Here is a 26,935-nt window from a genome sequence, read left to right on the forward strand (position 1 = left end):
TGAAAAATATAACGGGTTCCTATCGGGAGCCCCAGCCCTCCTCCTCACATCAAGGATGTGAGGACCCGCTAACAAGCAGCGGCCATTCCACCTTTAGTTAAATCGCCGGCGGCTCCCGCGATCCGGAACGATTGATAACTCGTGTCCATGAACAGCCGAATGGCCTTAGAAGCACACAAACGAGCCAATCCGGTTCAAATCGATGCCGAAGTACCCCCAGAAGAAGCCGAACCATCTATACCCTGCAACCGAAGTACGCCCGACGAATACCGGGAAGAACCAGAATTGCTCACCGTTGTTCAGCCAGATGTAGGTGTTGCGGAATAGGCAGCGTCTGATCCCTCCGGGATCAACGGCAAATGTGGCAGTTTGCATTTGCGGTACGAATTGCGGAGGAGGACTTGTCGGCGCCTGAACGCCTCCCGGCGCACCCCCCGGAAATCCCCCTGGAAATCCACCTGGAAATCCCGGTCCTCCCGGTACACCCGGTCCGCCTGGAAATCCTCCACCCGTCCCTGGCGCTGGAAAAAACCCCATATATGATCGCTCCTTTCAATGATTAGGCATAATCATCATATGCATTCGCGGAAAGAGCGCTTGGGTGAACGCCCATAAAAAACATTCAGCCGCAGCTTTCTAAAATCATAATCACCCGTCTTAGGCTATAAGCCATTATTACCGGCTCGCGTCTAAAGAAGCTAGCTTTCACTTTGTCAAGCTACTATGCCGTTGCCGCTTTTGCCTCCCCCTGAAGGGATGCGTTTATTACTAGTCGCCTTCAGACAACCTGGATACTATAGAATTCCTGCATATGTGCATGTTTTTTTCTTGTTTAAGGCCAAAATTTCAAAATTCCTGCAAATCTGCAGGAATTTTCGACGAAACCGGCTCGTTTCTCTAAAATCGCTGGAAATTCCTGCGGATTTGCATCTTTTTTCGCATCCCCTCGGGGATCGGCCTAAAATACCTGCAGATTTGCATCTTTTTGGAGTTGGAAGCACATAGCAGGTGGTTTATTGTTTCGCACGCTTCGCGTGCTCAACTGGCTAAAGCCGCTAATAAAAACAACCGCCGCCGGTTTTGAGCCGACAACGGTTGTTTTGTTTTGCAGCTTAAATCGATATCTTCTTAGTCAATCAGTCCGGTCGTCTTCAACAAGCGTTGGATCATCGCGGCGGCTTCCGCCCGCGTCATCTTCGCTTGCGGCTTCAAGAGTTGGCCGTTGCCACCTTCGGTAATTCCTTCGGAGATCAGCAGCGCGACCGCTTCCTTCGCCCAATTCGATACCTTGTTGCCGTCGCCGTATCCGGACAGTACGGCATTCATTTGTTCCGTATTCATCGACGCTTCCGGTCTGATCAGGCGGTAGGCGCGCGCGATCATCGCCATTCCCTGCTCTCTCGTAATGTACGCTTCGCCATGGAACGCGCCATCGTCATAACCGAGCACGATGCCGGATTCGCTGGCGATCGTGACTGCCGCATGGTACCAGGTCGATGAAGGCACATCGCGGAAAGCGTTTTGCTCTACATCCTGGCGCATCAGACCCAAGCCTTTGACGATAAATACCGCAAATTCGGAGCGGTTAATATCGCGGTTTGGCGTGAAGGTATTGTTGCCCGTTCCTTCAATCACCAACCGGGCTCCGATATCATTGGCGCTAGCTTTCGCCCAGTGGTTCAACACATCGTCATAATTCTTCGGATTCCAAATGACGGAGTAGGTTCCACTGCCGCGCAAATCGTTGATTCTCGCAAAATAACGGTTGTTGATCTTCGTGACTACCGTCGGCACGTGGAACACGCTGCCGTCCGGGTTTACGATAACGCCGGTGGTGATCCGGCTCGGATCAACGCCTTCCGGCAAAGCGATATATTTGGCGGCATAACTGTTCAGTTTACCCGCCTTGATCGTTTGTCCGCCATGCGTGAAGGACAGGTCCAGATCGACCGGATGGACGAGCAGTTCATAGCCGTTTTTAGCCGCCACTTCACGCGCGAGTTGATTCAATTCGTTCGAAGCCCGTTTGATGTTGACGTTGACGGCGATGTCGCTCAGCGAAGCGTTGCCGAATTGGCCGGCGATGCGGTTCAGGTTCAGTTGTCCCGCAGGAAGCGGATAAATCGCCAGCAGATTCTCGATCTCCAGGCTGGAGCCGGAATCCTTCAGCTCTTTCAACTGCTGTACCGTCAATCCTTGCACCGTCAAATCGCCGTTGTTCGGAACGCTGATGGACAGCTTTTGTCCTTTTCCGCCCGCGAGAACGCCGGACAGTTTGCCCGCATCTACAGTTACAGTCGTTTGCGTACGGTCGCCCGTTTGCGTTACCGTGCCTGTAGCAAACGGTACTTGCTGCCCATTGACCGTCGTGACAAGATCGAGCGGCTTGCTCACCTGTCCCGTGCCGGTCGATGGCGAAGTGGTCACCGTGCCGCCACTGCTGGAACCGCCGCTGCCGCCGTTATCGGAGCCGCTGCTGTACGCGCGGTACACCGTGACTTTGTACTCCTTCGAAACGTTGTTCTCATCCGTGACTAGGATGTAAATGTCGTTCGAGCCGGGATTCAGATTCAGAACGCCGCTGAATTCGCCGCTCGTCACTGCTTGCGGTTTACCGTTCGCACCCACACGAATCTCAATCTTCGCGTTCGGATTCTGCGCCGTCGGCTTGAACTGAATCTGATACACGCTGTTCGTTACGCTCATCGTGTAGGAAGCTGTATCCGGATTGAACTCAGGATACAGGCTGCCTGTGGACGGCACCAACGATCCCAGCTTGTTGTTGGCCGCCGGCGAGTCTTCGTGAGTGATTTCGATGGTATACTCGTTAATTAGGTTGCCAGCCGTGTCTTCAACTTTGACCTGAACCAGATTTCTCTGCCCCACATTCAATGGAAGCTTGCTCCATTGTTCCGCAGGGTATTCCGTTCCGTTGACGTAAACCTTCACCTGTGTACCATTCGGATATTCGACCGTTGGGTTCAGGCCAATGCCGTATACGTCATTCGTTACGGTAGCCGTGTAATGCTTGTACTGATTCGGGTTAAACTCAGGGCTTACCTTGATGTCTTTCGTACCGTCTTCAGTTAGTCCGACAAGCTCCCAATCTTTCAGTTCCCCGCCGATTTTCACCAGGTTCTTCTCGGCATTGTCCAACGCGGTTTTGACTTGGTCTACTTGTTCTTGCGTTGCATTTGAATCCGCGAAGACTTCTCTCGCTTTCTTCAATACATCCTGCATTGCTTGCCAGCTTTCCGTGGTGTAATCTTCGGCTTTCAGATTGCCGTTCTCAAGTTTGCCGTCCATATCCGAGATTTTGGCTTCAAGGGCGGATTTATCGACGATTTCCGGAACTGTAGTGTCAACCTTCAAACTCACTTTCACCAGTTCCGAGTATTTTCCATCCTTGGCCGCTCCTATTTCGACATCATAAACTCCGTCCGGCAAGTCTTGCTCCGGTTGAACGCTCCAATTCCCGTCCACGTCAGCTTTTGTTGTCAGGATAAGGCCATCCTTTAACTTCACCATTATTTCCGAACCTGGCGTTGCGGTTCCCTTAAATTGCGGTTTGCCGGTATTCACTGTTCCGCGTGGCTCGGTCAGCGTCACCGTTGGCTTGGTTGTATCTACTTTTACGTCCATTTTGAACGGTTCCGATGTTTTACCGCCATACGTCGCGGTAACCTCAACATTGTAAGTGCCATCCGGCAGGTCTTGCTCCGGTTGAACGCTCCAGTTGCCGTGTTCATCCGCTTCCGCGGTCAAAGTAATTCCTTCGCTTACTTTTACCGTCACTGTGGAGCCTGGAGTCGCCGTTCCCTTAAATTGCGGTTTGCCGGTACTCACTGTTCCGTTCGGTTCCGTCAGCGTCACCGTTGGAGTAGCGCCAATTTTATTGGTAACTTCCTTATTAAAATCAAGGACAGAGGCACCATGGGTTCCTTTTAAGTTACCTTCTGCATGCTTATACTCCAGTTTTACGGTATCAGTCGGTTTGAGCTCTTTCGACAGCGTCAATTTCACTTTGTTGCCTTCTACGACAACTTTGCTGATATCGACCGGCTCTTGGGTGTCACCAACTGTAATTAAAAAACCATCTTTAGTAGCATCTGTTGCAATCTCTTGATCAAAGCTCAGCACGATCTCGTTGCCGCCAGCGGTGATCTCCTCAAGCGTTACGGTCTCCGGCTCCGGGGCCAGTACTCCATATGTAAAAAATTGCCCATCTGCCAACCCTTCCGGTACTGTAGCCACATAATGCGAAATGCCGTTAATCGCTTTAATTTCAAATTCATAACTTTTAGCATGGTCAGGTGTAAAGTCAGTTTCACTATCGCTTACGAACAATTTCTCCAATTTCGGGATATTGTTCTCCGGAATAGCAACTTGAACTTGTCCCACCTGCCCGGTGTTTTGCACCTTCCACACACGTTGAGCACGGTATTCCTTTGTGTCACCGATCTGCTGATCAAAAAGCAATGGTTTGCCATTATCGCCCCAGATCAGATACTGCTTGTCCGTAAGTGAATTTCCATTAGCCTCATTGGTTTCGGCAAACACACCAGCAGCAATGGCCACTTGCGGCACACCTGCGTTAACGCTGCGACTTTGTCTCTGGTCAAGGCCCTCCACGCTGTCGCGGCCGATACCTGCAATGTTGTACTTGTAAGTGGCATCTACCTGCCACACAGGATTACCATCGGTGTCAACGTAATTACTGCCGCCTTTATTCAGCGTGATTCCATACTTTACCGCTAAATAGGTCTCTATTTTCGCTGCATCGGCACTTGTCAATTGATCGTATAAAATAATTTCCGCGACATCGGCGCCAAGACCCAACCAATCATCAGAACCCCCATTCGTAGCTCCAATGACAGGTGTGAACGTTATGTCGCCAAAATCGCTCGGTCTTGTAATTGGCACCGATTCCCCGTCCAACTTGGCGGAATGACTGCTACTGCTTACGTCGGCGATTTCAAAGTTCACTAGTTGAGGTCGTGTTCTGTTTACAGGTCTAAAATAATTATAAACCCCGGTGGTTCCATTTCCCGTAGTGAAGTCATCACCATAGCCGCCCATTATAATTACACCGTTTGTTTGACCGGCATTTTTATCCTTTCCCCCAACCAGTGCTCCTGCACTGCCGGAGTCAGGAGTCTTATAGACAGCAAAGCCTGATTTGAAAGTGATTGGCTTATCTCCAATCAGTTTTACTGACTTACTGTAATGCCCAATTCTTGGAATGTCATTGTTATAAAATTTGATACTTGGGTTGAAGTTAATCCCACTTGCATTCACTGTCGGGATTCTCGCCTCTTGGCCCGCTGGAACATCCATATCAAACCTTATCGGATTCGCCGATTTATCGCTCCATCCTGCCAGTTTTCCATCCGGAGCATCCAGGCCGTCATCCGCCTTCAACCACACCACGGGAGCCTTTGTACTAGCTCCGCCCGGGTTTTTAGGATCGGCTTCCGCCGCCTTCGCCACCGGCGCGAACGCAGCGGGAAATCCGCTTACGACCACAACAAACGCCAGCAAAACCATAAGCTGCTTTTTCCAAAAAAACTTGCTGCTACGTGTAGACACGTAATCTCATCCCCCTGTTCATTTCGTACCTCCTGGTATGTATAAACCGCTGGAGAGCAAATGGAACAGGCTTCCCACAGAGAGATCCACCTGCCTGTCTCATACATTTGCAGGAGGATTTGAATTTTGCATACACATTTCGGGTGTTTGTCCTTCAGTCCTATTGTCGCGATCCTGAGCATTATCATTACGGCACTATGTTTGAATCAAATCGGTTCCAACTTCCCCCTCTCCCTATGACGTTGGGCACAACGGAACAAAAATGACTAAATTTTACACACCCTTATAGACCAGCATAACTACCTCGCCTATACAAAAACTATACAAATTATGGTTCTTGGTATGGCAATCTGACCGGTGGAATCGTTCTCGCGCATGAAAGAAAGAACTGCCTGGCAGGGATTTTTTTACATTCTACCTTGCCTGTTCCTCGATCACCTGTTCAATCCCGAGCAAAATCACCTTCAAGCCGAACTCAAACGCCTTGTCGGTCCCCATCAGTTCGAACAGCCCGCTCGTGAACATTCTCCGGAACAGCCCCGCATCCGTCTCGCTCATGGAATCCAGCAGGTGAATCATTTGCTCGCCCGGAAGCGCCTCCGCTCCCTGTTCCTCAAGAATCGCAGAGACATTGCGCTGGTGCTCATAATCGTCCAGAACGAAGTTGTAGACATAGTTCATAAGCGTGAGAACCACTTGCACTTTCTGCTCTGGTTCGAGCGGCGTCGATTCCACGCAGCGCAGCATACGATTGTTGAACCGGATGATATCCGCTTCATGGGGCAGCGTCGACATCATGAGCTGCGTGGAGCAAGGATACCGGCCGAGCACGCTTCGAACCGTTACGGCAAGCCCCTTCAGTTGCTCCTTCCAGTCCCCCTCGGAGTGAAACTCCTCTAGAATCACGCTCGATACCTGGTTGGCCAGACGCTGGTAGAGATGCTGCTTGCTCTTGAAGTGCCAGTACAGAGAGGGAGCCTGAATCCCCAGCCGGCCGGCCAATCGTCGCATACTGAATTTCTCGATGCCATCCTCTTGAAGAAGCTCCCACGAGGCTTCCAAAATCTTATCCTCCGAAATCTGAGGCTGCTGTTTTTTCATCATTATCCGCCCTTTTATCTAACAGTGTAAGTTTATGCTTTACATGATCCTATGCCCATGTTATCATCTAACACTGTAAGGCTCAACCTAACGGTGTTAGATTGGTTGTAAAATATATATGAAAGTGGTGAACCCCATGGATGCGGAAAACCTCCATTACTTTGAAAAAGCACCCGTCGCAAAAGCTGTAGCTCACTTCGCTGTACCGATGATGCTCGGCACGTCAATGAGTGTCATCTATTCCATTTTGAACGCCTATTTTCTGGGTACGCTTCACAATACCGCCATGTTAACCGCACTCGCGCTTACCCTGCCGTTATTCGCCATCATTATGGCGCTAGGCAACTTGCTTGGCATAGGTGGCGGCACATTCATCTCCCGTTTGCTGGGAGAGAAGAAATATGATGACGTCAAGCATGTGTCTTCATTCGCTTTTTACAGCAGCCTGGTTCTCGGTATGATCGTGATGGCCGTCGGCCTCCCGTTGATCGATCTCATCGTTCATGGCTTGGGGGCAACGCCCGACTCCTTCGGATTTACGAAGGACTATGTCACGATGATGCTGGTGGGTTCACCTTTCGTCATCTTATTTTTCACGCTGGAAAATATCGTGCGTTCGGAAGGTGCGGCCATCACGTCGATGATCGGTATGATGCTCAGTGTCCTCGTTAATATTATTCTGGATGCGCTCGTCATCTTCGTTTTCCACTGGGGCGTGATCGGCGTTGCGTCCGCTACGGTTATTTCCAACCTGGTCGCGAGTGCCTTCTACGCCTTCCATATGGGAGCCAAGAGCCAATTCTTGACCATCTCCGTAAAATGGTTCAAAGCTACCAAGGAGGTTCTGAGCAATGTGTTCAAAATTGGAACCCCCGTCTTTATTATGAGTATCTTTTTGGGGGCGATGTCGCTCATCTTTAACCATTTTCTTGTTGAGTATGGAGATTCGGCCGTAGCGGCTTACGGTATCTCGTCACGTTTAATGCAATTTCCCGAGTTTATTCTGATGGGGTTATGCGAGGGAGTCGTGCCGCTCATTGCCTTCTCGTTTACAGCGAATAAATTACGGATGAAGCATACGATCGGGTTTACGATCAAAACGATTGCGGCGTTAGCCGTCGTGTTCGGCGTCATCGTCTATCTGATCTCCGACCACTTGATCGGTTTATTTACGAATGACCCGCAATTAATCGAAATGGGCAGCTATATTCTGCATGTCACGTTCCTATCCTTGTTCATTTCAGGAATGACCACCTTGTTCACGGGGATCTTTCAAGCCACAGCCCAAGGAACCGCCGCGTTAATCATGTCGGTTATTCAAGGAGCGACTCTGATTCCCGTATTGTTTATCGCCAATCAGACGAACGGCTTTCACGGGGTCGTCTGGTCACTCGTCATTGCGGATGCCGTCGCGTTCCTTGTCGGGGCCGCCATGCTGTATGTTCTGCGGAACAAGTTGCAGCCGGATATAGAAAGTTTGGTGCAGTAAGAAATCTATCCTACGCAAGAGGACAGGATTCGGGGCTTTCCGATCCTGTCCTTTTTACGTATTCTTCACCCAAGTTTTGGGGTTTTCCTGTATGATGGGGCTATGAAAAAAATATTATCTTTCATGGATTGGGGGGTATTCGCCCTTCGTTCGTACCATTATATTCTGCTGTTGTCCCGGATTCTGCCAGGAAGTGAACTTTCAACCCGAACGCTAATTAACGTGATCTGGCTGAGCATAGCCCTTGTTACCCCTTTGCTGTTCTGGTTTCCCGGGCGCCGGATGAACAAAGTCTGGTTTTGCATACTGGAGCTGTTGCTTGGCGGTTCTTATTATGTGCATTCTGTCATGGATCCGACCCTGACTTCAAAAGCGGACTATTTGCTGCCGAGTCTTACAATGGGATACTTATTAACGAAGCCAACCCTCTGGATCATTCCCTTACTCGCGGTCATTCCATTTTTCTTTCAGTCCTACTTAAAAATATCTTGGGAGCAAACTCTAAGTGTCGGAACAGACAACCTGCTGTTCTGCTTCATCGGGATGTGGGCAAGCTTCGTGGCCAATGCGTATGTGCAGAAGAATAGACTGGCAGCCGAAGTGGAGCGTCAAAACAAGCTCTTAACCCACTACTCGGCCGAGATCGAGAAAATGACTCTGCTTGAAGAGCGCAACCGCATGTCCAAGGAGCTTCATGACACTCTGGGTCATTCCTTTATCTCACTCATCTTGAGCCTGGATGCTTCTATTGCTCTGATGGACAGCAAGCCTGTCGAGGCCAAAGACCGGCTGATTCGCTTAAGGGCATTGGCCGAAACGAATCTGGACGATATGAGAAACATCGTACACGAGATCGGAGAAGAAGAGGAATCCCGTCTGATCCGACAGGTTGAATCCCTTGCGGCCCGTTTCCGGGAACACACGGGTACAGCCCTGACTTTGAGTCTGCCGGAGACGGAGCGGTCTATACGTTTTGATATACGGCAAGCGGTCCTGCGGGTCATCCAGGAGTCTTTTACAAATGCGCTAAAACACGGAAAAGCTACTCAACTGCATCTGGAGCTTGGATATTCTGAGAGCCATCTTCATTTGTCCGTACGAAATAACGGTATACCGATCGACAAGTTCCATTATGGTTTCGGATTGACCGCGATGAAACATCGGGTCGAGCGGTTGGGAGGCCGCCTGCACCTATCATCCGGGAAGGGAATTCCCACGATCACCGAGGTGAGATGCGAAATCCCGCTGAAAGGAGTGATGCCGCATGGTGAAGATTAAAGTGCTGCTTGCGGATGATCAAGAGTTGATTCTCGAGAGCTTGCATATCGTGCTGTCCATGGAAGAGGATTTAGAAATTGTCGGGTTAGCCAAAAATGGAGAAGAAGCCCTAAAGGCCTGCGAGCAGTTTAAACCGGATATGGTGTTGATGGATGTCAACATGCCGGTCATGGACGGCGTCGCCGCAACGGCTCTGATTAAAGAGCGAATGCCGGCAACCAAAATCATCATGCTGACCTCCTATAAAGAAGTGGAATATGTGTTAGCGGCGTTAAGCCATGGAGCGGAAGGTTATCTCCTCAAAGCCATTCATCCCCGAGACCTGGCGGCAGGCATACGGGTGGTTCAGGCGGGGGGAACTTTAATTACGCAGGAAATGGCGAGTAAAATGATCAAGAACATCAACCGCACCACCCCTCCGAAAAATAATGAGTTCGGGCTCTCCGGCCGTGAAATTGAAGTGATGCATAAGCTGGCTGCCGGCCTGCGTAATCAAGAAATCGCCGAGGCGTTGTATCTTAGCGAAGGGACGGTTAAAAATTATATCTCCGCGATTTATTCGAAGCTCCATGTGAAAGGAAGACGGGAGGCCGCCCGTAAAGCACGCGATTCGGGAATTTTGGATCGTTGAGAAGCCGCTTTTTTGAAGCTAGCCGCAGATTAAATTATGACCAAAGCGCACTGTCCCTTTATGACTTTTTCAGCCTATACTCATAGCATTCTACAACAGGGAGAGTGATGTAAGGCATGAAGAAAAAAGGGTCTGAAAATAAAGGGCTGCCGCATAATGGCAAAAAGTTGAGCGCTTGGAGTTTATTTTGGGGCTTTCCCCTCGTTTGGATGATTGCGGGAGCTATCGGCATCATTCTCATAGATGCGTTATTCCGGCAGTTGACAGCGCAATTCGATGGGATCGTTTCCCTTATTTTTACTCTAATAACGGGGTTTCTTGCCATCTTGGTTTATAAGCTCACGCTGACCTGCCTTGCGCGGCGGTCCACCCCAGAGATATCTGGACAGCGCGCAGGGATTGAAACGGTTCTGGGCGTACTAATCGGGACCCTTTTTATCACGGGATCCGCTTTTATTATTATGGCTCTGGGAGGGTACTCCTTTCAGTGGGCGGGTTCCACGGATACGAGTTTTGTTCTGATTTCCTCCATTGAAGCAGCTTTAGGAGCAGCCGTTATCGAGGAACTCATCTTTCGGGGACTTATGTTGCAAGCCATCGATAAATTAGGGGGAAAAACGCTCGCACTTGCCGTGACCTCACTATTCTTTGGAGTCGCCCATCTTGGCAATGCAGGCGCAACCTTATGGAGCGCGCTCGCCATAGCCCTGGAAGCAGGGCTTCTGCTCGGAGCCGCTTTCTTGTGGCGGCGGAACTTGTGGTTTACGATGGGATTGCATTTTGCTTGGAATGCCGTTGAAGGCTTGCTTGGTATTCCTGTTTCCGGACACGCCGCTAACGGTCTATTTACTGTAAAGGTCAACGGTGCCGCACTTCTCACGGGGGGCGACTTTGGACTTGAAGGCTCTATTGTTCCGGTCGTAATCAGTCTTCTGATCTCTATTCCTATGCTCATAACTTTCTATGCCCATTTTGACAATGGAAGGAAGAGAATGGTAGATTCAAAATAATACTATTTCTTTAATCCGGGTGGGCCTATGAGAAAAAAATTGCAAATTTATATATCGTCTACTTACTACGATCTTATTGAAGAAAGACATACCGCTGTGGAAGCCGTACTTCGAGCCGGTCATATCCCTGCGGGAATCGAACAATCCTTCAAGGAAAGTCCGATCCATATTAGGAAGCGATGGATCGACGAGTCGGATGTCTATATGCTGATTCTCGGAGGATTCTATGGTTTAACGCTTCCTGATGATGAATCCAAGAGCTACACGCAGTGGGAATACGAGTATGCCGGAGAAACGGGCAAACCCCGATTTGCTTTTGTGGTCACGGATGAAGCCTTAAGACAAAAGCCATACGACTTCTCGGCAATTGAATACTATCAGGAGTTCCAGGAGTTTAAGCAAGCGGTCATGGAACAAGTCCCTATCTATTATGTTGAAGATGTACGGCATATTATGATGGTACTTCGTGACCAATTGCCGGTGTATGCTGCAAGAGACGATTTGTCTGGCTGGGTTTCCGGCAAGGATATCCCGGACGTTCCAAAGCTGTTGGAAGAGAATGCGAGATTAAAAGCGGAGTTGGAGAAAAAGAAACCATAACCACCATCAAACGGGTGGTTTGCTCTAAGGCTATAAGCCTTTATTACCGGCTCGCGTCTTAATGGCGCTAGCTTTCGCTACGTTCAAGCTACTATGCCGTTGCCGCTTTTGCCTACCCCTGAGGGGGTGCGATGATTACTAGTACCCCTTCAGACAACCTTGATAACATAGAATTCCTGCATATGTGCATGTTTTTTTCTTGTTTGGGGCCCAAAATTTCAAAATTCCTGCAAATCTGCAGGAATTTTCGACGAAACCGGCCCGTTTCTCTAAAATCGCTGGAAATTCCTGCAGATTTGCATCTTTTTTCGCATTCCCTTGAGGACCGGCCTAAAATACCTGCAGATTTGCATCTTTTTGGAGTTCGAAGCTTAGTCAACACACTAGGCGCCTCTTGGGATGTGACATATCACTTCGATTAGCCATTAAGCCACCCCTTGGTTTTTTAGTGTCTAACGCTCAGGCATAGATCTCCCCTCTTTTCGCCCTACTTATCTCAATTCAGATTTTAACAACTCCTCTAAGGTAAACCTGCCTACAACTTCAAAGCCATTCCCTCGCCCTCTTGGTTTTATAACAACCGTGCCTAAGCTTGGAATTTCCCCTAATCCCATCCCTTGAGGGAAACTGTGAGCAATAATCACTTTGTTGGTCTTAGGAGACGGTAATGCTTCTAATTTAGAAGTTAGGTCTTTGAAAGTTGATTGCTGCTCGGCGGGAGGCAAGGAAGCGTTTAATTTATACACTCTGACCCAGAACGGGTCGGTTTGAACCTGGTCCTGGCTAAAGGCCAATGCTGCGGTTTCCTTTGTCCGGCAAAAGGGACTAGCCAGAACGGGGGTCTGGATCGGAATTTGCAAACTGCGCAGCTCCTCACCAAATTGGACAGCTTGTCTTCTTCCAGCCTCGGAGAGATTTCTTTGGGTGGAGCAATCATTGAAATCAAGATTCGGTAAGTCCTCCCCTACTGTTGCATCCCCATGCCTTACATACAGGATATAACCTCCTTGACGAAGTGAATTTAGCAACGAGGAGTCCAGGGGCCTTGATTCCGAAACGCCCCCTGATGCTCCAGCCGGTTGTGTGAGCATCAGGAGCAGTACGCCAAAGATACTTGTGAAAAATAATCCTTTCATTTTTTAAAACCTCCTTCAGGTACGTATTTACCATGAAATAGTGTCTGCAAGGAGGTGAAAGTTAAAACAGATAAGGGACAAATTGTTCAACTTATCCGCCTTTTTAGGATTACAAATGGCTTCAAAACGGCTCCACAATTTTTTGACCAATCAGTCCGAATATATTTGACTGTTCGGTCCGGAAAGTGATATAGTAATCCTAGACCTTCCCCCTTGGATCATGCACCCATTCTCTCAAGAAAGCGAGGCCACTGAAATGAGTACCTTGTCTTACGAGCAAGCTGAACGGCTCATTCAACTTTTCGCAGACCGTTATATTCGTAAGGATTATGATGCATTTCTCGATTTGTTTACTGACGCTATCGTCTTTGAATTCCCTTATGCCCAGGAACCGAATCCTAAACGTCTGGATGGGAAGGCCTCGCTGCAGCAGTATCTCGAGAAGCTGGAAAAGGTGCTTGAAATCACTTCATTCACCAAACCGGTCATTCATGTAGCGGCCGGCGCTCCGGTGTTCTTTGCCCAATTTGAAGCGAGCGGCAGCAACCTGCTCACAGGCGGATCTTATGAACAAAGCTATATATCCGTAGTCGAAGTTCAAGATGGCAGGATTGTCCGCTACCAGGACTACTGGAATCCACTAGCAGTCAATTGAAACCCGACATGAATGAGAACTAAAGGAGATAATCATATGCCTAATGAATCATCCACTCGTTTTCTGCTAACCGGAGGACAGGGCAAGACTTCCTCCCGTATCGCACAGCTGCTGCACAGTCAGGGCTATCTGGTTCGAAGAGCCGGACGCAGCATCCCCAAGCCCGGGGATCAACAAGTCGGCGAACACGTCCCCTTCGACTGGTTTGACGACTCGAACCATGATGACCTCCTGCAGGACGTCCATGCCGTATATCTGGTCGCGCCTGCGAGCCTGCATCCTGAAGAAGTCATGATTCCTTTTATCCGCAGAGCACTGGACGCTTCGGTTAAGCGCTTCGTCCTGTTATCCAGTGCCTCGATTCCGGAGGATGGCCCCATCTTCGGTGGCGTTCACCGTTATCTGCATGACCATGCCCCCGAGTGGGCCGTATTGCGCCCCTCCTACTTCATGCAGAACTTCACGGAACCCAGCCACGGGCACGGGTACTCTTTGCGCCACAGCGGGCGCATTTATACGGCAGCGGGAGACGGCAAGATCGGCTTCGTCGACGCCGATGATATCGCAGCGGTTGGCTTCCACGCCCTGACCGACAAGGAGCCCCCTAACCGGGAACTCCTCATTACGGGCCCGGAATCCCTCACTTATGATGATGTGGCCGGCGTGATCCGCAAGGTTACCGGTCTGGACGCCAAGCATATTCGTGTTACACCGGAGCAACTCACTGAGAGACATAAGGCTTCCGGCCTGCCGGAGAGCTATGCCGAATACCTGGCTGGAATGGATGTCCGTATTCGCTTGGAGGGAATGGAGGATCGGGTAACGGACACGGTACTTCGTATAACCGGTCGAGAGCCGCGATCCCTGGAGCAATTCATTTCGGAGCATAAGACGTCGTTTCATCTCATTAATCAAATGGTACCTTAAGATAAAGAAGGCTCTCCTGTCATCACCATTTAAGATGACCCTAGGAGAGCCTTTTGACGTTTACACTTCGTTGAGATCTACCGCTTTGCTGCCTTGTCCTTGTATCGTCCGGAAGACCGACAGTACCATCTGTAGAATGGCAACCAGCCTCGGCTCATCCATTCCCAGCTTGGCTGACGTGATCAGGGCGATCCGCTCATGCACCAGGAACCGGGCCAGGTCTCGGATGTTCACCTCCGGGTCCAGTCCCCCTTCTTCCACCGCGCGTTCCAGCATAGTGTAAAAGATCTGTTCCGACAGCTCGATACTCTCGTGCAAATAAGCAGCCAGCTCCTCATGATGAGGCGCCTGCTCGATCGCGCTGCTGATAATGAAGCATTGCAGGCGCAATTCGGGGTCCACGAGCACTTTAATGATGGTTGTGAATGCGAGTTCCACCTTTTCAACGACCGTTCCCGGTCCCTCGCAATGCTGCTTCAACTCCTGATTCTTCTGATCCATATAATGTCGGACTGCTGCGAAAAACAACTCCCACTTCGTTCCATACGTATCATATATACTTTGGCGGGCAATGCCCAATCCTTGGATTAAATCCGGCAGCGAGGTGCCTTCATAGCCGCGATTTCCAAAAACATGCATGGCTTTATAAAGGATCTCATTCGTATCAAACGCCTTCGTTCTTGCCACCACTCACCCCCCTTTCTTCAGTTCCACCTATAAGCAATTATACTATAATTGCTGGCGAACCCGCTTCTTCCGCCTGGATGCTACCGAACCGTAAATTCATCACGTGTTAATCTTGACAATCCATTTATCTATAGTTATTGTAGACACATTAAGTCTACGATAAAAAATGCTGGAGCCTTATGCTACGAATTTTAAAACCTTAAAAGGAGCGGGTACCATGAAGAATGAATTATTTGATGCGGCGGTATGGGAACGGGCTTGGAAGGAAGATTCACAAACGGCAGTGATGAGAATGAAACATGCGGGGATTGATCCCACCCGCTCTTTTGACCATAAAGCCCAGGCGTTCAATAAGGAGGTCTTCAGCGAAGGAGGCAGACGCAGAGCCAAACGGATTATCGGATGGCTGGAGGACCAAGGGGTCACTTTTGCGGGGAAATCGGTATTGGATATCGGTGCGGCCTCCGGAGGTTTTGCGCTGCCCTTTGCCGAGAGGGGAGCTGAAGTTACGGCCCTTGAGCCGAACTTACCGCTGGTTGAACTGATGAAAGACAATGTAGCCGGGTCCGCAACCGGGAACATTAAGATCGTAACCAAACCGTTTGAGGACATTGATGTTCAGACTAACGGATGGGAAAAGGCGTTTGATCTCGTCTTCGTCTCCATGTGCCCCGTATGGAGCAACTGGGATGATGTCGAGAAGGTGCTAAGCTGTGCCCGGGAATTTTGCTATTTGAGCACCATGGTAGGCTCTGCGGAGCACAGTCTGTTGGATGAAGTATGGCCTCTTGTTAACGACCGCCCCCGCACGAACGAAGTGATGGATATGGCCTATTTGTCCCATATCCTGCTGCTTAAGGGTTATGCTTACCAGTCACTGGTTACGAGGGAAATGCAGACCATGGTGGTATCCCATGCCGTGGCGTTGGAAGAGGTCATGACTATGCTGCAAACGTCCAGTCGATCGGCAGATGAGCAAGCGCGGGTGCGCCGCATCGTCCTGGAGCATCTGGAGCGCAATTATCCTTCCGGCGAGGTGACCGTCCGGAAGGGAGGACGGTTCGGCAAGGTGCTGGTCCGCCTGCAAAACCAACAGATGTACAGCAGAGATTGAGGGAAAAAATCCAAAATAGTATCATTTTTTGATACGTTTTAAAGTTATTATAAACCCATCAAGTGAAAGACATTTTAAAAAAGAGGATGGGATCAAAGCATGGGAGCAAAAGGAAAAAGGATTGCATACTGGATAGTCACTTCATTTTTCGCCGTATCGATGCTGTTAAGTGGTTTGGGCCAACTGATGAAATTAGGAGAAAATGTCGAGTTGGTAGAAAATATCGGTTACCCGTTGTACATCATGAATATTCTTGGGGGTTGGAAAATACTCGCGGTTATTGCTATCGTTCTTCCAGGTTTTCCTCGGCTTAAAGAATGGGCCCATGCCGGTGTCTTCTTTTTAATGACAGGCGCGGCTTTATCTCATGCTTTCGCTAGCGACTACGGTACTTTCGGGTTCAATATTATCCTTCCGCTTTTCTATGCGGCCCTCAATATCGCCTCATGGGCGCTGAGACCAGAAAGCCGCATCCTGGGGATTTTACTTGGGGACCCTGAAAAACGTGCGCAAAAACAAAGATTCAACAATACGGTGACTCGGACTCCCAAATAGAAGACGAACCGCGAATTCCAGATTGCGACCAGTTCAGCTAAAAAGGCCTTCCTTTTTCAGGAGGGCCCCTTCTTTTTTCCATTTAAGAAATACACTAGCTTCAAACTGGCAACTCAAAGTGTTATGCCCTTCCCATGCCCCGGGAATACCCTTTTTTCGTTTGTCCTTCTTAGTTGCGACCAACTAATATCAACCTTTTCGTTCGATTCAATAATCAACTGGTTTTGGAAAGGCAAATCACCCGTAAAAATCCCTACCCCCTCGATTACAATACTGATGGAATCATCTGAGTGACCTGGTGTATGGAGGATATAACCTGGCATGCCTACTTTCTCAAAAAATGCCGATGTATCGTTTTCGTTGATTATGTTTCGTGGGTTAATTACAATTTCCTTAAAATCGTGAAGCTTTCTCATGGATTCATTGGCGGATTCGAGAAAATCCAGTTGCGTTCTGCCGATGATTAATTCAACGCCCATGGCTTGAATCTCTTGTGCGATTCCACAATGATCAGGATGAAAGTGAGTAACCATCAAATGATGAATATCCTTCAATTGGATTCCAAACTTTCGCAGTTGGCTCATCATCTTTCCAAGCGTACCCGGCAAGCCCGTATCGATTAGCAGATACTTTTCTTGATATTCAACCGCATAATAATTTGTCGAACCATAACCCATATTTAATACATTCATCGGGCCCTCCATTTTATCGTTCATATCGGTTGATATAGAGATCGCCCACAACTTTTGCATTAGGATGAAATCGACCATAGGATTGATATACATCATTTGCCCATTTTAATATCATCATTTCAAGATCTTTTAGCTTAAGTCCTACCAAGTCCGTAACCGTGACTTCTCCTCTTTCTTGAACAGGCAATGTGGGGATCAAAACATCCGGATGGGACAATTTGTATTGATCCATGATATGGCTTAACTGAGGTGTTTTTGAATACGTCCATTCTATATTTTTTTCAAGAATTAAATATTGTCTGGTGAGATGAAAATTGTTGTTCCATTGCCCATGAACCTCCGAATGTTGCAAACAATGGGCATCGGCAAATATAAATGGAAACAGACCGGTTCCACCCACAAAGTTACTTGCCATATCATTGAAAATGTCAAAACATTCAAATACTCCGCCTTTGGTTTTTGCCCCACAAAATTGGCATCTCCCGTAATCCTTCAACTTTACGCCGTTTTTCTGGGCTTGTCGCTCTATACTCTGCATAGACTCACCTTAATCACCCCTTATTACCACTATAAGGGTTAACGCTACGTTAAAGTCAATCAGCATCCTCCGCCCTAACGGGGTTGACGGCGAAGAGGGAATGAATGTTGCCTTCTGGATCCGCAAAGAAGCCCGTGGTATGCCCCCAGGGCATCACCTTCGGCGCCGTTATCCCTACAGCCCCTTTTGCAACAAAAGCATCATACCTAACGTAGACATCCTCAGGAGAATCACATTCGAAGTTAAGCTCAAACGCTTGCCCTTTACGCTCTTCTAGAAAAGAATGGTGACCGTTTGTGTTATCTGCCATTAAGGGTCCCGAGAAAATGGCTAGTCGGACGCCGTCATTCTCAAATTCAGTGTAATGCTCTTCTTCTATAAGCACCTTAAATCCCAGGACATCACGATAAAAGCTGGTCAATCCAGGAACATCACGCGCCAAAACCGTGATTCCTTCTAATTTTACTCTCATGCCCATTCTCCCATCATCCCTATTTGACTTGTTCAACTAGCAGCATTGCCAATCATACACGACTTGTGAAAAATCCCTATTTCTTAGTGCATCCTTTGGAATCGAGAAAACACAGTTCCCGGCATCCCCGAACATAATTCCGCATTCATCATCGATATCCAGTTGCAATAAGAGGAAATCATCGTCGTCAAAACCCAAATAGTCATTCTGAACAAAATACGGATACCCGCCAACTCTGCTATTACTGCTATAGCAATCATCGCTCAACTTCTCATATTCTGCTTCTGAAAGCTCATTCTTAAAAGTTTCCCGAAATAAATCCAAGGAGGAGGACATAGGCATTTCCCTTGTTTTAAAATACATCTTTCCACTATGTGAGAAGGGGAGATTCCCCTCATACTCTTCGTTTTCATAAGGATTTTTCTTTAGTAAATGCTCTTCATTTTCCTCATAATCTTCTATATATCTTACAAGAACTGGACTATCCAAACCAAACATATCATCATTTGCAACGTAAAACTGCAGCAGCCCTCGTTCTGGCAGTTCATCTAGCTTTTCGAGGTCTGCGAGATTGATTTGCGCTAAAAACAACATCGGCTCTCCAGCTTCATCCATCGGATAATCTTTAATGTTTTTTAAATAGGGACATCCGCCTAGTTTACTCTCCCAAGGCTTTGTTTCTTCCCGTTTAAAATGGATCTCGTTACTATACCTAAACGTTTTTTTAATGATAGGCTCATGCTTTTTCAAAATTTCAGGAATTTCGTAGGTTATCAATTTAAATCCTCCGATCCGATATTTGACTTCCAAAATCCATTTCATAATCCTATAAAAGTACTCCAGAGTACCGCATACCGCCTGTCCGGCTGATCAGGGTACCCGTATTATTTAACGAGGAGAGGCAACCCGCACGCTAAATTGGGAATAATCCTCTTCCTATTAAATTTGCAGTGACAGGCTTCTTCCCCATTTCACGTGACCATACTGATAATTGGCCGATGTGGTGAATCTCGTGAGCGATAACGTGCCGCAATACTTCGCCATATTTATGAGCTTCTTGTTCCCCTTCATCCGTGATATCAATCATAATCAGGTCCTCCAGGCTGTCGTTCCAATCATAGATAAACGGTGCAACTTCAGTGTGGCAACGGTCGGAGAAGTCTTTGATTTGTTGCAAGCTGGTCAACTCCTCGAAAGGAGGGATTTTAATGTCTTTCCCCTGAATTCCCCCGCATATCCAGCCATACTCGACTGCCACAATGTGATACAAAGTGGGTAAAATGTATCCGATCCCGCCCGTGCGTCTTTTCATTAATTCCTCCTCGTTCACCGTATCACACCAAGCAAACCAATCCTTGCGAACCTGCCAGTTATATTCGAACAGTTTCAACATATCGCAACCTCCTATTCAACGATGTCCACCCCCTGATCGGGTTAATACGGGAGTGTCTTCAGGTATCAGCGACCGTACTGTGAGGCAAAAAAGCGATCGATCATTTTTTTCGTTTCGCTTGGAAGCCTCAACTGAACGGCCTTTCCGTCTTCATCAAAGGTAAAATGCCCCTTAAAGGCCTCCGGCATATCTTGATACTGTTTCTCGACTTGTTGCCGTACTTTTTCAAAACAGGGATAACCGTATTTTTTAACGAGGAGAGGCAGCCCGAAGGCAGACCTTAAAAACTCATATTCTTGGTAGTTATAAGGGGTAGACTCCGGCCTTTTTACCAAAATCTTAAGGAAATGATCCATGACCTTGTCGATCTCTTCTTCTGAAGCATCATGTGCTAATCCATGGATCGCGAGCAGTTTCATGTCCAAGTATCGTTCTTTTTTATAGGCTTTCTGAAAAAAATCTTTCAATTCCAATTCCTTGCACCGGATTAGACCGTACAGAATTTGATTTCGCAATGCGATATTCTTCAATTTAAAATACAGCTCCTCGATCAAAGCTGCTTCGTCTGCTGTTAAAAACTCATAGGTTACCCCGCCTATTGCGCTGATAAACTTAGCGTCATTTTCACGAAGGGGGGCAGTCGTTAGATACTTCATGGATTCCTTGTGAAGCTGTTGATTGGAAGACATAGCGCCATAACTCCTTTGATCATATATCTTAATTCCATTATAAAGCTCATTTTTCCTGAATCTACCTACTATATACCTGTATTCTCATTTAAAAAGGGTACGGGGTGGACGTGTCATGTAAGCGTGAAAAAACACATCCTAAATTGGAATATGGACCAAAAAGGATGTGTTTTCCTGTCTTACTATAAGGTTGGATAGGTGCTACATTAAGAAGCCTTGGCGGCCACAGCTTTTTGGATTAATGCTTTTGCTTCGTTAACAGAAAGACCTTGTTTAGGTTGAAGCAGGTTTTTGTCTGCTGCATTAAGAATACCTTTGTCAACCAGTTTTGCCATGGATTCAACCGCATAGGCGGAAACGGTTTCGCCATCTTCAAAACCTGCAAGGATCGCAGCCGCATTTTTATCGGAAGCTGGATGGTTTAACAGGTTGGCAAGAATCATAGCCGCTTCTTCACGAGTGATCTCACGATCCGGATTGAAGTTACCATCGTAGCCTTGAATGAATCCGGCATGAGCAGCTTCAGCGATGGCATCCGCATAGGCAGCGTCAGCAGCAACATCCTTAAATGCAGGCGCTGTGGCTACCTCGTTGAGTTTCAACATGTCTACCAGTGCACTTACAAATTCAGCGCGGGAAATGAATTCTGTTGCTGTTGCAGGTGGTTCAGTTGGCTCTGTAGATGTGGCAGCCAGATTCGTGATACGTCCTTCCTTTTTCGCCTCAATCTTACCGCCTTTAAACGTATCTACAATGTACTGGTAGAATACATCCAGATCGATCGGGCCTGCCAAGGAGGATTTGGCATCCACCAACACTTTATAGTTATCTCCACCCGCTGCCATAAAGTTGTTAACTATCGCCATATATGTTTTTTCAGGATCAATAGGTGTGCCATCCTCAAGACTAAGACTAGTGACACGCTCCGCAACCGGCTTATTGAAATCTGCAGTGTACTTCAAGCCGGAAATTTGTAGTGTTTTTGTGTTTGGCGTACCGTCGGCATTGGTTCCCCATTGCTGCTCCAACAACGTTTGAATTTGTTTACCGGTCAGCTCTAGCTTCACCAAAGTATTGCCAAAAGGTTGGATTTTAGCAAGATCGGCAAAGGTCACATCGCCTTGCGGCAGATCCGCACGAATACCGCCTGGGTTCATAAATGCAAAGTCAGCAGGACCTGCCTTATCGCCAAAGTCCGCTTGGCGCATGGCATCCGCAATGAGGTTCCCTAGAGGCGCTTCGTTATTATAGGCGTCTGTACGAGTGACAGAACCGTCTGTTGTACCTACCGGCTTCGTCAACTCAGGATGTTTGTCTAAAGATTTTTTAATAATAGCTAAAGATTCGGGGTCTTCTTTTACACCCTCCTGAAAAGTCGTTGTCACGGTAGCTGATTTCTCGGTGACATCCCCCGTCGTAGGGTCGATCATCAACTTAATATCTTCAAATGCCGTACCATAAGAATAGGCTTGAACGATCAATTTTCCATTCACTTCACCGTTGGCAAATGCATGATTGTCACCCGCAACGATAACGTCCACAGGGGAATCCGCCGGCAAAGCCTTTGCTAAATCCGCCGCTTCTCCCGTTGTTACGCCTTCTTTGGTTGTTGCCGGATCATGCGCCAGGACGATGATCGTCTCCACACCTTGATCTTGCAATTCTTTGGCATATTTATTGACCGCTTCGACTTCTTCTTCTGCGCTTAAGAAACGTACGCCCGCTGTGCCGGATGGAGATACTTTAGCGGGTGTAGCCTTGGTCACCAATCCGATAAATCCGATTTTGACGCCGCCCACTTCTTTAATCACATAGGGCTTAAGCAAGGTTTTGCCCGTGGAAGTTTCAATGACGTTGGCATTGACATAATCAAACTTTGCACCGGCATGAGTTACCTTGCCTTCTTTGGGGTCAAGGCCGCCAAAGATTTGTGCTTTTAATGCCGCGATACCCTGGTCGAATTCATGATTGCCTAAGGAAGCCACATCAAAGCCCATCATATTCATCCATTCCATCGTAGGCTCATCCCGATCTAGAGAAGAGACTGGAGCGGATGCGCCAACCGAATCTCCATTATGAAAGAGTAGGGAGTGTTTATATTTGGCTTGAGCTTCTTTTAGATAGGTTGCTAGAATCGGAGCTGTTCCTACTTTTTTATCATTAACGATCGATGTGGTATCTAACTGACCGTGCAGGTCATTGATTCCAATCAAGTGTACTTCGACATCTTGGCTTGCAGCCGAGACAGAACCTGCCGCGCCCAATAGCTGGGAAAGCAATAGTGCTGCAGCGGCCACACGAACAGTGCTTTTACCCACATTCTTTTTCCATGACATAAGTTACAAAACCCCTCTCCAGTTTCTACTCCTGACAACTCTAACATGATTAAATTCAGAAACATCGTAGACTGTATGAAATCTATGTAAAAAAAGTTGAAAAAATTCGTATGCTCGATGTTCCCAAGCCATCTTATTTTTTGCACTTTGTTCATTCATGTTTGGACGATAAATCCCCCTTTATTCAAGACTTTTCCGACTTAAGAAAGCGTATACAATTCTAAAGTAGAATTCATGGTACCATATAATGGAACAATGTACCAGATCCTTTCGCTTCAAATTTTACGCATAGTCTAAAAAGGCTACATAATAAACAAGATTAAACGCTGGAATAATAGATTTCTAATCGTTTTGCAACGCCCCCCCTTCTCTGTGTAAGATACTAGGGAGGGCTTCTAATTGATGCTTTTCTCATGGCAGGGAAAGTTAGTACGAGGTGAATGAACATTGCCGACGATTATGGTAGTGGATGACGACGCCTTTGTCCGCGAACTGGCAGGGCTGTTATTAAGAGACGAAGGTATGGACGTCGTAGAGAAAATGGATGGTCTCGAAGCCTGGGATTATTACTTGCATCATTCCGTCGATTTAATCATTTTGGATATTATGATGCCCGGTATGGACGGTTGGGAACTGTGCAGAAAGCTGCGGGAGGTCGGGGACAAGCCGATGCTGATGGTCACGGCCAAAAAGGAGTCGCTGGACAAAGTCAAAGGCTTTCGTTTGGGGACGGACGACTATTTGACCAAACCTTTTGATCCGATGGAGATGGTCATGCGGGTCAAGGCACTGCTCAAAAGGTATCGGATCGCTACCTCCCATATCGTGAAGCTCGGTCGAGTCATTCTCGATAAAACGAGCTACCAGGTTCACTTTTCCGATACGGGCGAGGAATGGGCTCTTCCTTTAAAAGAATTTGAGCTGCTATACAAACTGGCCAGTTATCCCGGGCAAATTTTTACACGCGACATGCTGATCCGCGACATCTGGGGCTACGCGTACAATGGGGATGAACGCACCGTGGACACGCATGTCAAACGTCTGCGCGACAAGTTTGAGCGGTATGCCGAAGATTTTCGCATCGTAACGATTCGCGGCATGGGCTACCGTCTGGAGGCGTATCATGATTAACTCGCTCTATGCCCGCGTCGTGTTCACGTTTCTGGGGGCCGTCATAGTCAGCCTGCTCTCGGTTTTTTTCGTTCAAAGCTATTTCTACAAAAGCCATATCGAAGCGATCGTGGAAGAGAAGATGATCGGCAATGCCGAAATGATCATTCAATTATATAAGAAATTGTCTCCGAAGGATGCGAAGGCTTTCGTGGAAGTAAGCAGCTCCACTCCCTTTTATAAGATACGGTTTTATGACAGTGCGGGAACGCTGCTGAACCCGGGGAGCGCTCTTCCAGACCCAAAGAAGGATCAACCGTATCTGCAGCAAGTGCTCAAACAAAACAAAATTTATCGCAACGGATCCAGTGAGGATGACGAGATTACGGTTGGCCTGCCTTTTGCGCTGAACGGTTCGCCGCACGCCTTGTTGGTTACGACCCAGACCGGTTTTTTCCTCGACGAAATCGATTCCTTGATCCGGTATCAGCAGCTGTTTACTCTCGGTTTGGGAAGTATTCTGGTGTTGATCGCTGCGCGGTATTTGGTCAGGCCCCTGCGGAAGTTGACACATGCAACGCAAAGAATGGCCAGGGGTGATTTTAACGTTGGCCTGTCTACCAAACGTCGCGACGAAATTGGACAGCTTACTCTAAGCTTTAACGCGATGGCGGCTGAATTGGGAAGGCTGGATATGCTCCGTCGGCGGTTTGTTTCCGATGTATCCCACGAAATCCAATCTCCTCTAACATCGATCAAAGGATATACCCGTGTGCTGAAGATCAAGTCCATGGACGAGAAGACCCGTATGCGGATGCTGAATATTATCGACGAGGAGAGCGACAGGCTGTCCCGGCTGTGCGACGATCTGCTGGAATTGACCAGCCTGGAGCACGAGCATGCAAAGCCCGCCCCGCAAAAGTTTCGTCTCGACGAGCAACTGCGCAAAGCTGTCATTCGCCTGGAACCGCAATGGTCTGCCCGCAATCTGGATATGCAACTTAGGCTGGAGCCGATAACTCTTGTGGCGGATGAAGACAAGATGAATCAGGTGTGGAACAACTTGCTTGGCAATGGCATCAAATTTACCGCCGATCATGGAAAGATAATGGTGGAGTCTTTCCAGAGAGGCGAAAGCGCGGTCGTCCGAATAACGGACAATGGAATCGGCATACCTGAGGAGGAAATCAGCCAAATTTTCAAACCGTTCTACAAAGTGGATAAAGCGAGAAACCGCAATATTAGCGGCAACGGAATCGGTCTTTCCATCGTGAAGCGAATTGTCGACCTTCATCATGGAAAAATCGAAGTGTCCAGCAGATTGGGGAGCGGAACCTCCTTCTCGATCACCCTTCCCCTCGAAGATACAAAGCCCGAATTGTAATCCTCCGTTCAAACTGAGGACAAATTCGGGCTTTATACTATCCTCGAAAAGCCGATTTAATTTTTTTGATCAGAAGGAGGACCAAAAATGAAAGTATGGATTGCCATCTTGACCCTCCTGACATTCAGCATGTCGGGAACCTATGTCCAGGCGAAGGAGAATCTGAAGCTGCCGCCCCCCGCAACCACAGCCGCCGAGCGCCAGCTTTGGCAATCGGAAGGGTATGGCCATATATTCGAAATAGAAGGCCAGTCCGTTAAGGTCTACAGCTACACCAAGGACAGCTTGGTACCGTTCGGGAAAGGAAATATCGAGAACAACGGCGACATTTATATTCATGAAATTTACGACAACTCCAAAGCCCAGGAGCAATTTAATGCCCCGCGATTTCTGATGGGCCGCTTCGTTAACGGCAGCTTGACCGATGGCTTGGGGTACGTGCAGCATCTCAAACGGATCGATAATCTTCCCAAGGTGAAGTATAACGGATTCAGCAAGGATCCCGTGCAAAATTTTGAAGTATTCTGGCAATCCTTTGAAGAGAATTTCAGTTTCTTTCCGCTCGTCAAAGTGAATTGGAAAGAGGTGTACAAAGAGTATCGGCCCAAAGTTAGCGCCGCTACCTCCGAGAAGGAACTGGAAGATATTTTGACGCAAATGTTCCAAAAGCTGAACGACGGACACAGCATCATATTCGGTAAAGAGGGTATGATCTTCTCCAAGTCCAAAGTTGAGCGAGAAGAATTTTTCATAGCCAATTCGGAGTCGATGCAACGAAACGTCGAAGATGGATATATGAAAGGTGCGGTAAAGAGCAAGCTCGACGGGCGCATTGTTTATGGCCAAACGAAAAGCGGCGGCGCTTACGTTAGGCTGATTGGTTTTGACGAGTCCGATCCGCAGAAAATTGACCAAGCACTGGCGGAAATGGTGCGGGATCTGGCGAACTGCCGCAACTTTATAATCGATATGCGCTTTAATGAGGGGGGTGAGGACTTCTTCGGGTTGAAAATAGCCGGCTTGTTTACCGAGAAACGCAAGCTGGCGTATGCCAAACAGGCCCGAACAGGCGGATACGAGCAATTCTCCAAGCCTACGCAGGTATATATCGAACCGGGAGCAAAGCAGTTTTCGGCTGACAATATTGTGGTGCTGACCAGTCCGATGACGGTAAGCGCCGGCGAGACAGGAACGATGGCCTTAAAAGCATTGGACAAAGTAACGGTTATCGGGGAAAAGACGTGCGGATACTTTTCGGACATGCTGCTTAGACTGTTGCCGAACAAACAGTTATTCACCCTGAGCAACGAACGCTATACATCGCCTGACGGCACTAATTACGAGCAGCGCGGCCTGCCTCCGGACGAAAAGATCATGATCAAGCAAGCCGATATTGATGCCGGCAAGGACCCGGTGATGAACCGCGCTTTGGAATTGCTTAAAAAGAAGCGATAAGGGACACCCCTTTCACTTATGGGCACTCCTCCCATGGGATAAAGCACAAGCCCCTGGCAAATGTAAATGCCGGGGGTTTTTGGCGTTCATTCCG

General features: G+C 48.1%; 24 protein-coding genes. 12 read left to right on the plus strand and 12 right to left on the minus strand.

All coding sequences use genetic code 11. From position 1 onward, the window contains the following. Positions 1-165 precede the first annotated feature (165 nt). The 3 genes from LBW89_RS09440 to LBW89_RS09450 all read right to left on the minus strand — a co-directional run bounded on the left by LBW89_RS09440 (position 166) and on the right by LBW89_RS09450 (position 6,690). Positions 166-537 (minus strand): collagen-like protein, encoded by a 372-nt coding sequence (locus LBW89_RS09440; RefSeq protein WP_148453919.1) that lies wholly within the window; start codon positions 535-537, stop codon positions 166-168. Between the two features lie 591 nt (positions 538-1,128). After that, a complete protein-coding gene (locus tag LBW89_RS09445) occupies positions 1,129-5,589 on the minus strand; it encodes an S-layer homology domain-containing protein (RefSeq protein WP_225039058.1) in 4,461 nt (1,486 codons plus the stop codon). Positions 5,590-6,003: 414 nt separating this feature from the next. After that, a complete protein-coding gene (locus LBW89_RS09450; protein WP_148454564.1) occupies positions 6,004-6,690 on the minus strand; it encodes a TetR/AcrR family transcriptional regulator C-terminal domain-containing protein in 687 nt (228 codons plus the stop codon). A 136-nt stretch (positions 6,691-6,826) separates the two neighbouring features. Between LBW89_RS09450 and LBW89_RS09455 the strand changes: the two genes are divergently transcribed. The 5 genes from LBW89_RS09455 to LBW89_RS09475 all read left to right on the plus strand — a co-directional run bounded on the left by LBW89_RS09455 (position 6,827) and on the right by LBW89_RS09475 (position 11,698). Continuing rightward, positions 6,827-8,179, plus strand: a complete 1,353-nt coding sequence (locus LBW89_RS09455; RefSeq protein WP_148453923.1) for an MATE family efflux transporter — start codon at positions 6,827-6,829, stop codon at positions 8,177-8,179. Between the two features lie 102 nt (positions 8,180-8,281). After that, positions 8,282-9,457 carry a sensor histidine kinase gene (locus LBW89_RS09460; RefSeq protein ID WP_170287110.1) on the plus strand — a complete coding sequence of 392 codons (1,176 nt, stop codon included), beginning with the start codon at positions 8,282-8,284 and terminating at the stop codon, positions 9,455-9,457. Next, entirely contained in the window at positions 9,444-10,088 is a 645-nt protein-coding gene (locus LBW89_RS09465; RefSeq protein WP_148453925.1) for a response regulator transcription factor, read from the plus strand. The genes LBW89_RS09460 and LBW89_RS09465 overlap by 14 nt, the downstream gene beginning before the upstream one ends. A 116-nt stretch (positions 10,089-10,204) precedes the next feature. Further along, a complete protein-coding gene (locus LBW89_RS09470) occupies positions 10,205-11,098 on the plus strand; it encodes a CPBP family intramembrane glutamic endopeptidase (protein ID WP_148453927.1) in 894 nt (297 codons plus the stop codon). A gap of 27 nt (positions 11,099-11,125) precedes the next feature. Then, positions 11,126-11,698, plus strand: coding sequence for a DUF4062 domain-containing protein (locus LBW89_RS09475; protein ID WP_148453929.1), 573 nt, complete (start codon positions 11,126-11,128; stop codon positions 11,696-11,698). A 491-nt stretch (positions 11,699-12,189) separates the two neighbouring features. On the opposite strand, the gene LBW89_RS09480 is transcribed toward LBW89_RS09475, so the two are convergent. Then, positions 12,190-12,834, minus strand: coding sequence for a histidine phosphatase family protein (locus LBW89_RS09480; protein WP_225039059.1), 645 nt, complete (start codon positions 12,832-12,834; stop codon positions 12,190-12,192). Positions 12,835-13,090: 256 nt separating this feature from the next. Between LBW89_RS09480 and LBW89_RS09485 the strand changes: the two genes are divergently transcribed. Further along, on the plus strand, positions 13,091-13,489 hold the full coding sequence (locus tag LBW89_RS09485; protein ID WP_170287112.1) for a nuclear transport factor 2 family protein: 399 nt from the start codon (positions 13,091-13,093) through the stop codon (positions 13,487-13,489). A 36-nt stretch (positions 13,490-13,525) separates the two neighbouring features. Next, positions 13,526-14,416 carry an ergot alkaloid biosynthesis protein gene (locus LBW89_RS09490; RefSeq protein WP_148453933.1) on the plus strand — a complete coding sequence of 297 codons (891 nt, stop codon included), beginning with the start codon at positions 13,526-13,528 and terminating at the stop codon, positions 14,414-14,416. 60 nt (positions 14,417-14,476) lie between these two features. Here the strand turns inward: LBW89_RS09490 and LBW89_RS09495 are convergent, their stop codons facing one another. After that, entirely contained in the window at positions 14,477-15,103 is a 627-nt protein-coding gene (locus tag LBW89_RS09495) for a TetR/AcrR family transcriptional regulator (protein WP_148453935.1), read from the minus strand. Between the two features lie 217 nt (positions 15,104-15,320). Here LBW89_RS09495 and LBW89_RS09500 point away from each other — a divergent pair, with 217 nt between their 5' ends. Both LBW89_RS09500 and LBW89_RS09505 read left to right on the plus strand, forming a co-directional pair. After that, positions 15,321-16,217: a class I SAM-dependent methyltransferase gene (locus LBW89_RS09500; protein ID WP_148453937.1), complete on the plus strand. Its 897-nt coding sequence runs from the start codon at positions 15,321-15,323 to the stop codon at positions 16,215-16,217. A 99-nt stretch (positions 16,218-16,316) separates the two neighbouring features. Further along, positions 16,317-16,772 (plus strand): DoxX family protein, encoded by a 456-nt coding sequence (locus tag LBW89_RS09505; protein WP_148453939.1) that lies wholly within the window; start codon positions 16,317-16,319, stop codon positions 16,770-16,772. A 113-nt stretch (positions 16,773-16,885) separates the two neighbouring features. Here the strand turns inward: LBW89_RS09505 and LBW89_RS09510 are convergent, their stop codons facing one another. The 7 genes from LBW89_RS09510 to LBW89_RS09540 all read right to left on the minus strand — a co-directional run bounded on the left by LBW89_RS09510 (position 16,886) and on the right by LBW89_RS09540 (position 22,892). Then, positions 16,886-17,464, minus strand: coding sequence for an MBL fold metallo-hydrolase (locus tag LBW89_RS09510; protein ID WP_170287113.1), 579 nt, complete (start codon positions 17,462-17,464; stop codon positions 16,886-16,888). Positions 17,465-17,477: 13 nt separating this feature from the next. Next, positions 17,478-18,002: a DUF5946 family protein gene (locus LBW89_RS09515; RefSeq protein WP_148453943.1), complete on the minus strand. Its 525-nt coding sequence runs from the start codon at positions 18,000-18,002 to the stop codon at positions 17,478-17,480. 55 nt (positions 18,003-18,057) lie between these two features. Then, positions 18,058-18,474 (minus strand): VOC family protein, encoded by a 417-nt coding sequence (locus tag LBW89_RS09520; protein ID WP_148453945.1) that lies wholly within the window; start codon positions 18,472-18,474, stop codon positions 18,058-18,060. Between the two features lie 36 nt (positions 18,475-18,510). Continuing rightward, complete coding sequence (locus LBW89_RS09525; RefSeq protein WP_225039060.1) at positions 18,511-19,296, minus strand: YwqG family protein; 786 nt, start codon at positions 19,294-19,296, stop codon at positions 18,511-18,513. Between the two features lie 91 nt (positions 19,297-19,387). Further along, on the minus strand, positions 19,388-19,867 hold the full coding sequence (locus LBW89_RS09530; RefSeq protein ID WP_148453947.1) for a DinB family protein: 480 nt from the start codon (positions 19,865-19,867) through the stop codon (positions 19,388-19,390). Between the two features lie 65 nt (positions 19,868-19,932). Further along, positions 19,933-20,556, minus strand: coding sequence for a hypothetical protein (locus LBW89_RS09535; RefSeq protein ID WP_225039061.1), 624 nt, complete (start codon positions 20,554-20,556; stop codon positions 19,933-19,935). A 206-nt stretch (positions 20,557-20,762) separates the two neighbouring features. Continuing rightward, on the minus strand, positions 20,763-22,892 hold the full coding sequence (locus LBW89_RS09540; protein ID WP_148453949.1) for a 5'-nucleotidase C-terminal domain-containing protein: 2,130 nt from the start codon (positions 22,890-22,892) through the stop codon (positions 20,763-20,765). Positions 22,893-23,339: 447 nt separating this feature from the next. On the opposite strand from LBW89_RS09540, the gene LBW89_RS09545 reads away from it, so the two are divergent. From LBW89_RS09545 to LBW89_RS09555, 3 genes are all read left to right on the plus strand, one after another. Further along, positions 23,340-24,023 carry a response regulator transcription factor gene (locus LBW89_RS09545; protein WP_148453951.1) on the plus strand — a complete coding sequence of 228 codons (684 nt, stop codon included), beginning with the start codon at positions 23,340-23,342 and terminating at the stop codon, positions 24,021-24,023. Then, positions 24,016-25,386, plus strand: coding sequence for a sensor histidine kinase (locus LBW89_RS09550; protein WP_148453953.1), 1,371 nt, complete (start codon positions 24,016-24,018; stop codon positions 25,384-25,386). Before LBW89_RS09545 ends, LBW89_RS09550 begins: the two co-directional genes overlap by 8 nt. 87 nt (positions 25,387-25,473) lie before the next feature. Beyond that, positions 25,474-26,841, plus strand: a complete 1,368-nt coding sequence (locus tag LBW89_RS09555; protein WP_148453955.1) for a S41 family peptidase — start codon at positions 25,474-25,476, stop codon at positions 26,839-26,841. Positions 26,842-26,935 lie beyond the last annotated feature (94 nt).

The sequence above is a fragment of the Paenibacillus sp. alder61 genome, assembly GCF_020179875.1.
Lineage (GTDB): Bacteria > Bacillota > Bacilli > Paenibacillales > Paenibacillaceae > Fontibacillus > Fontibacillus faecis.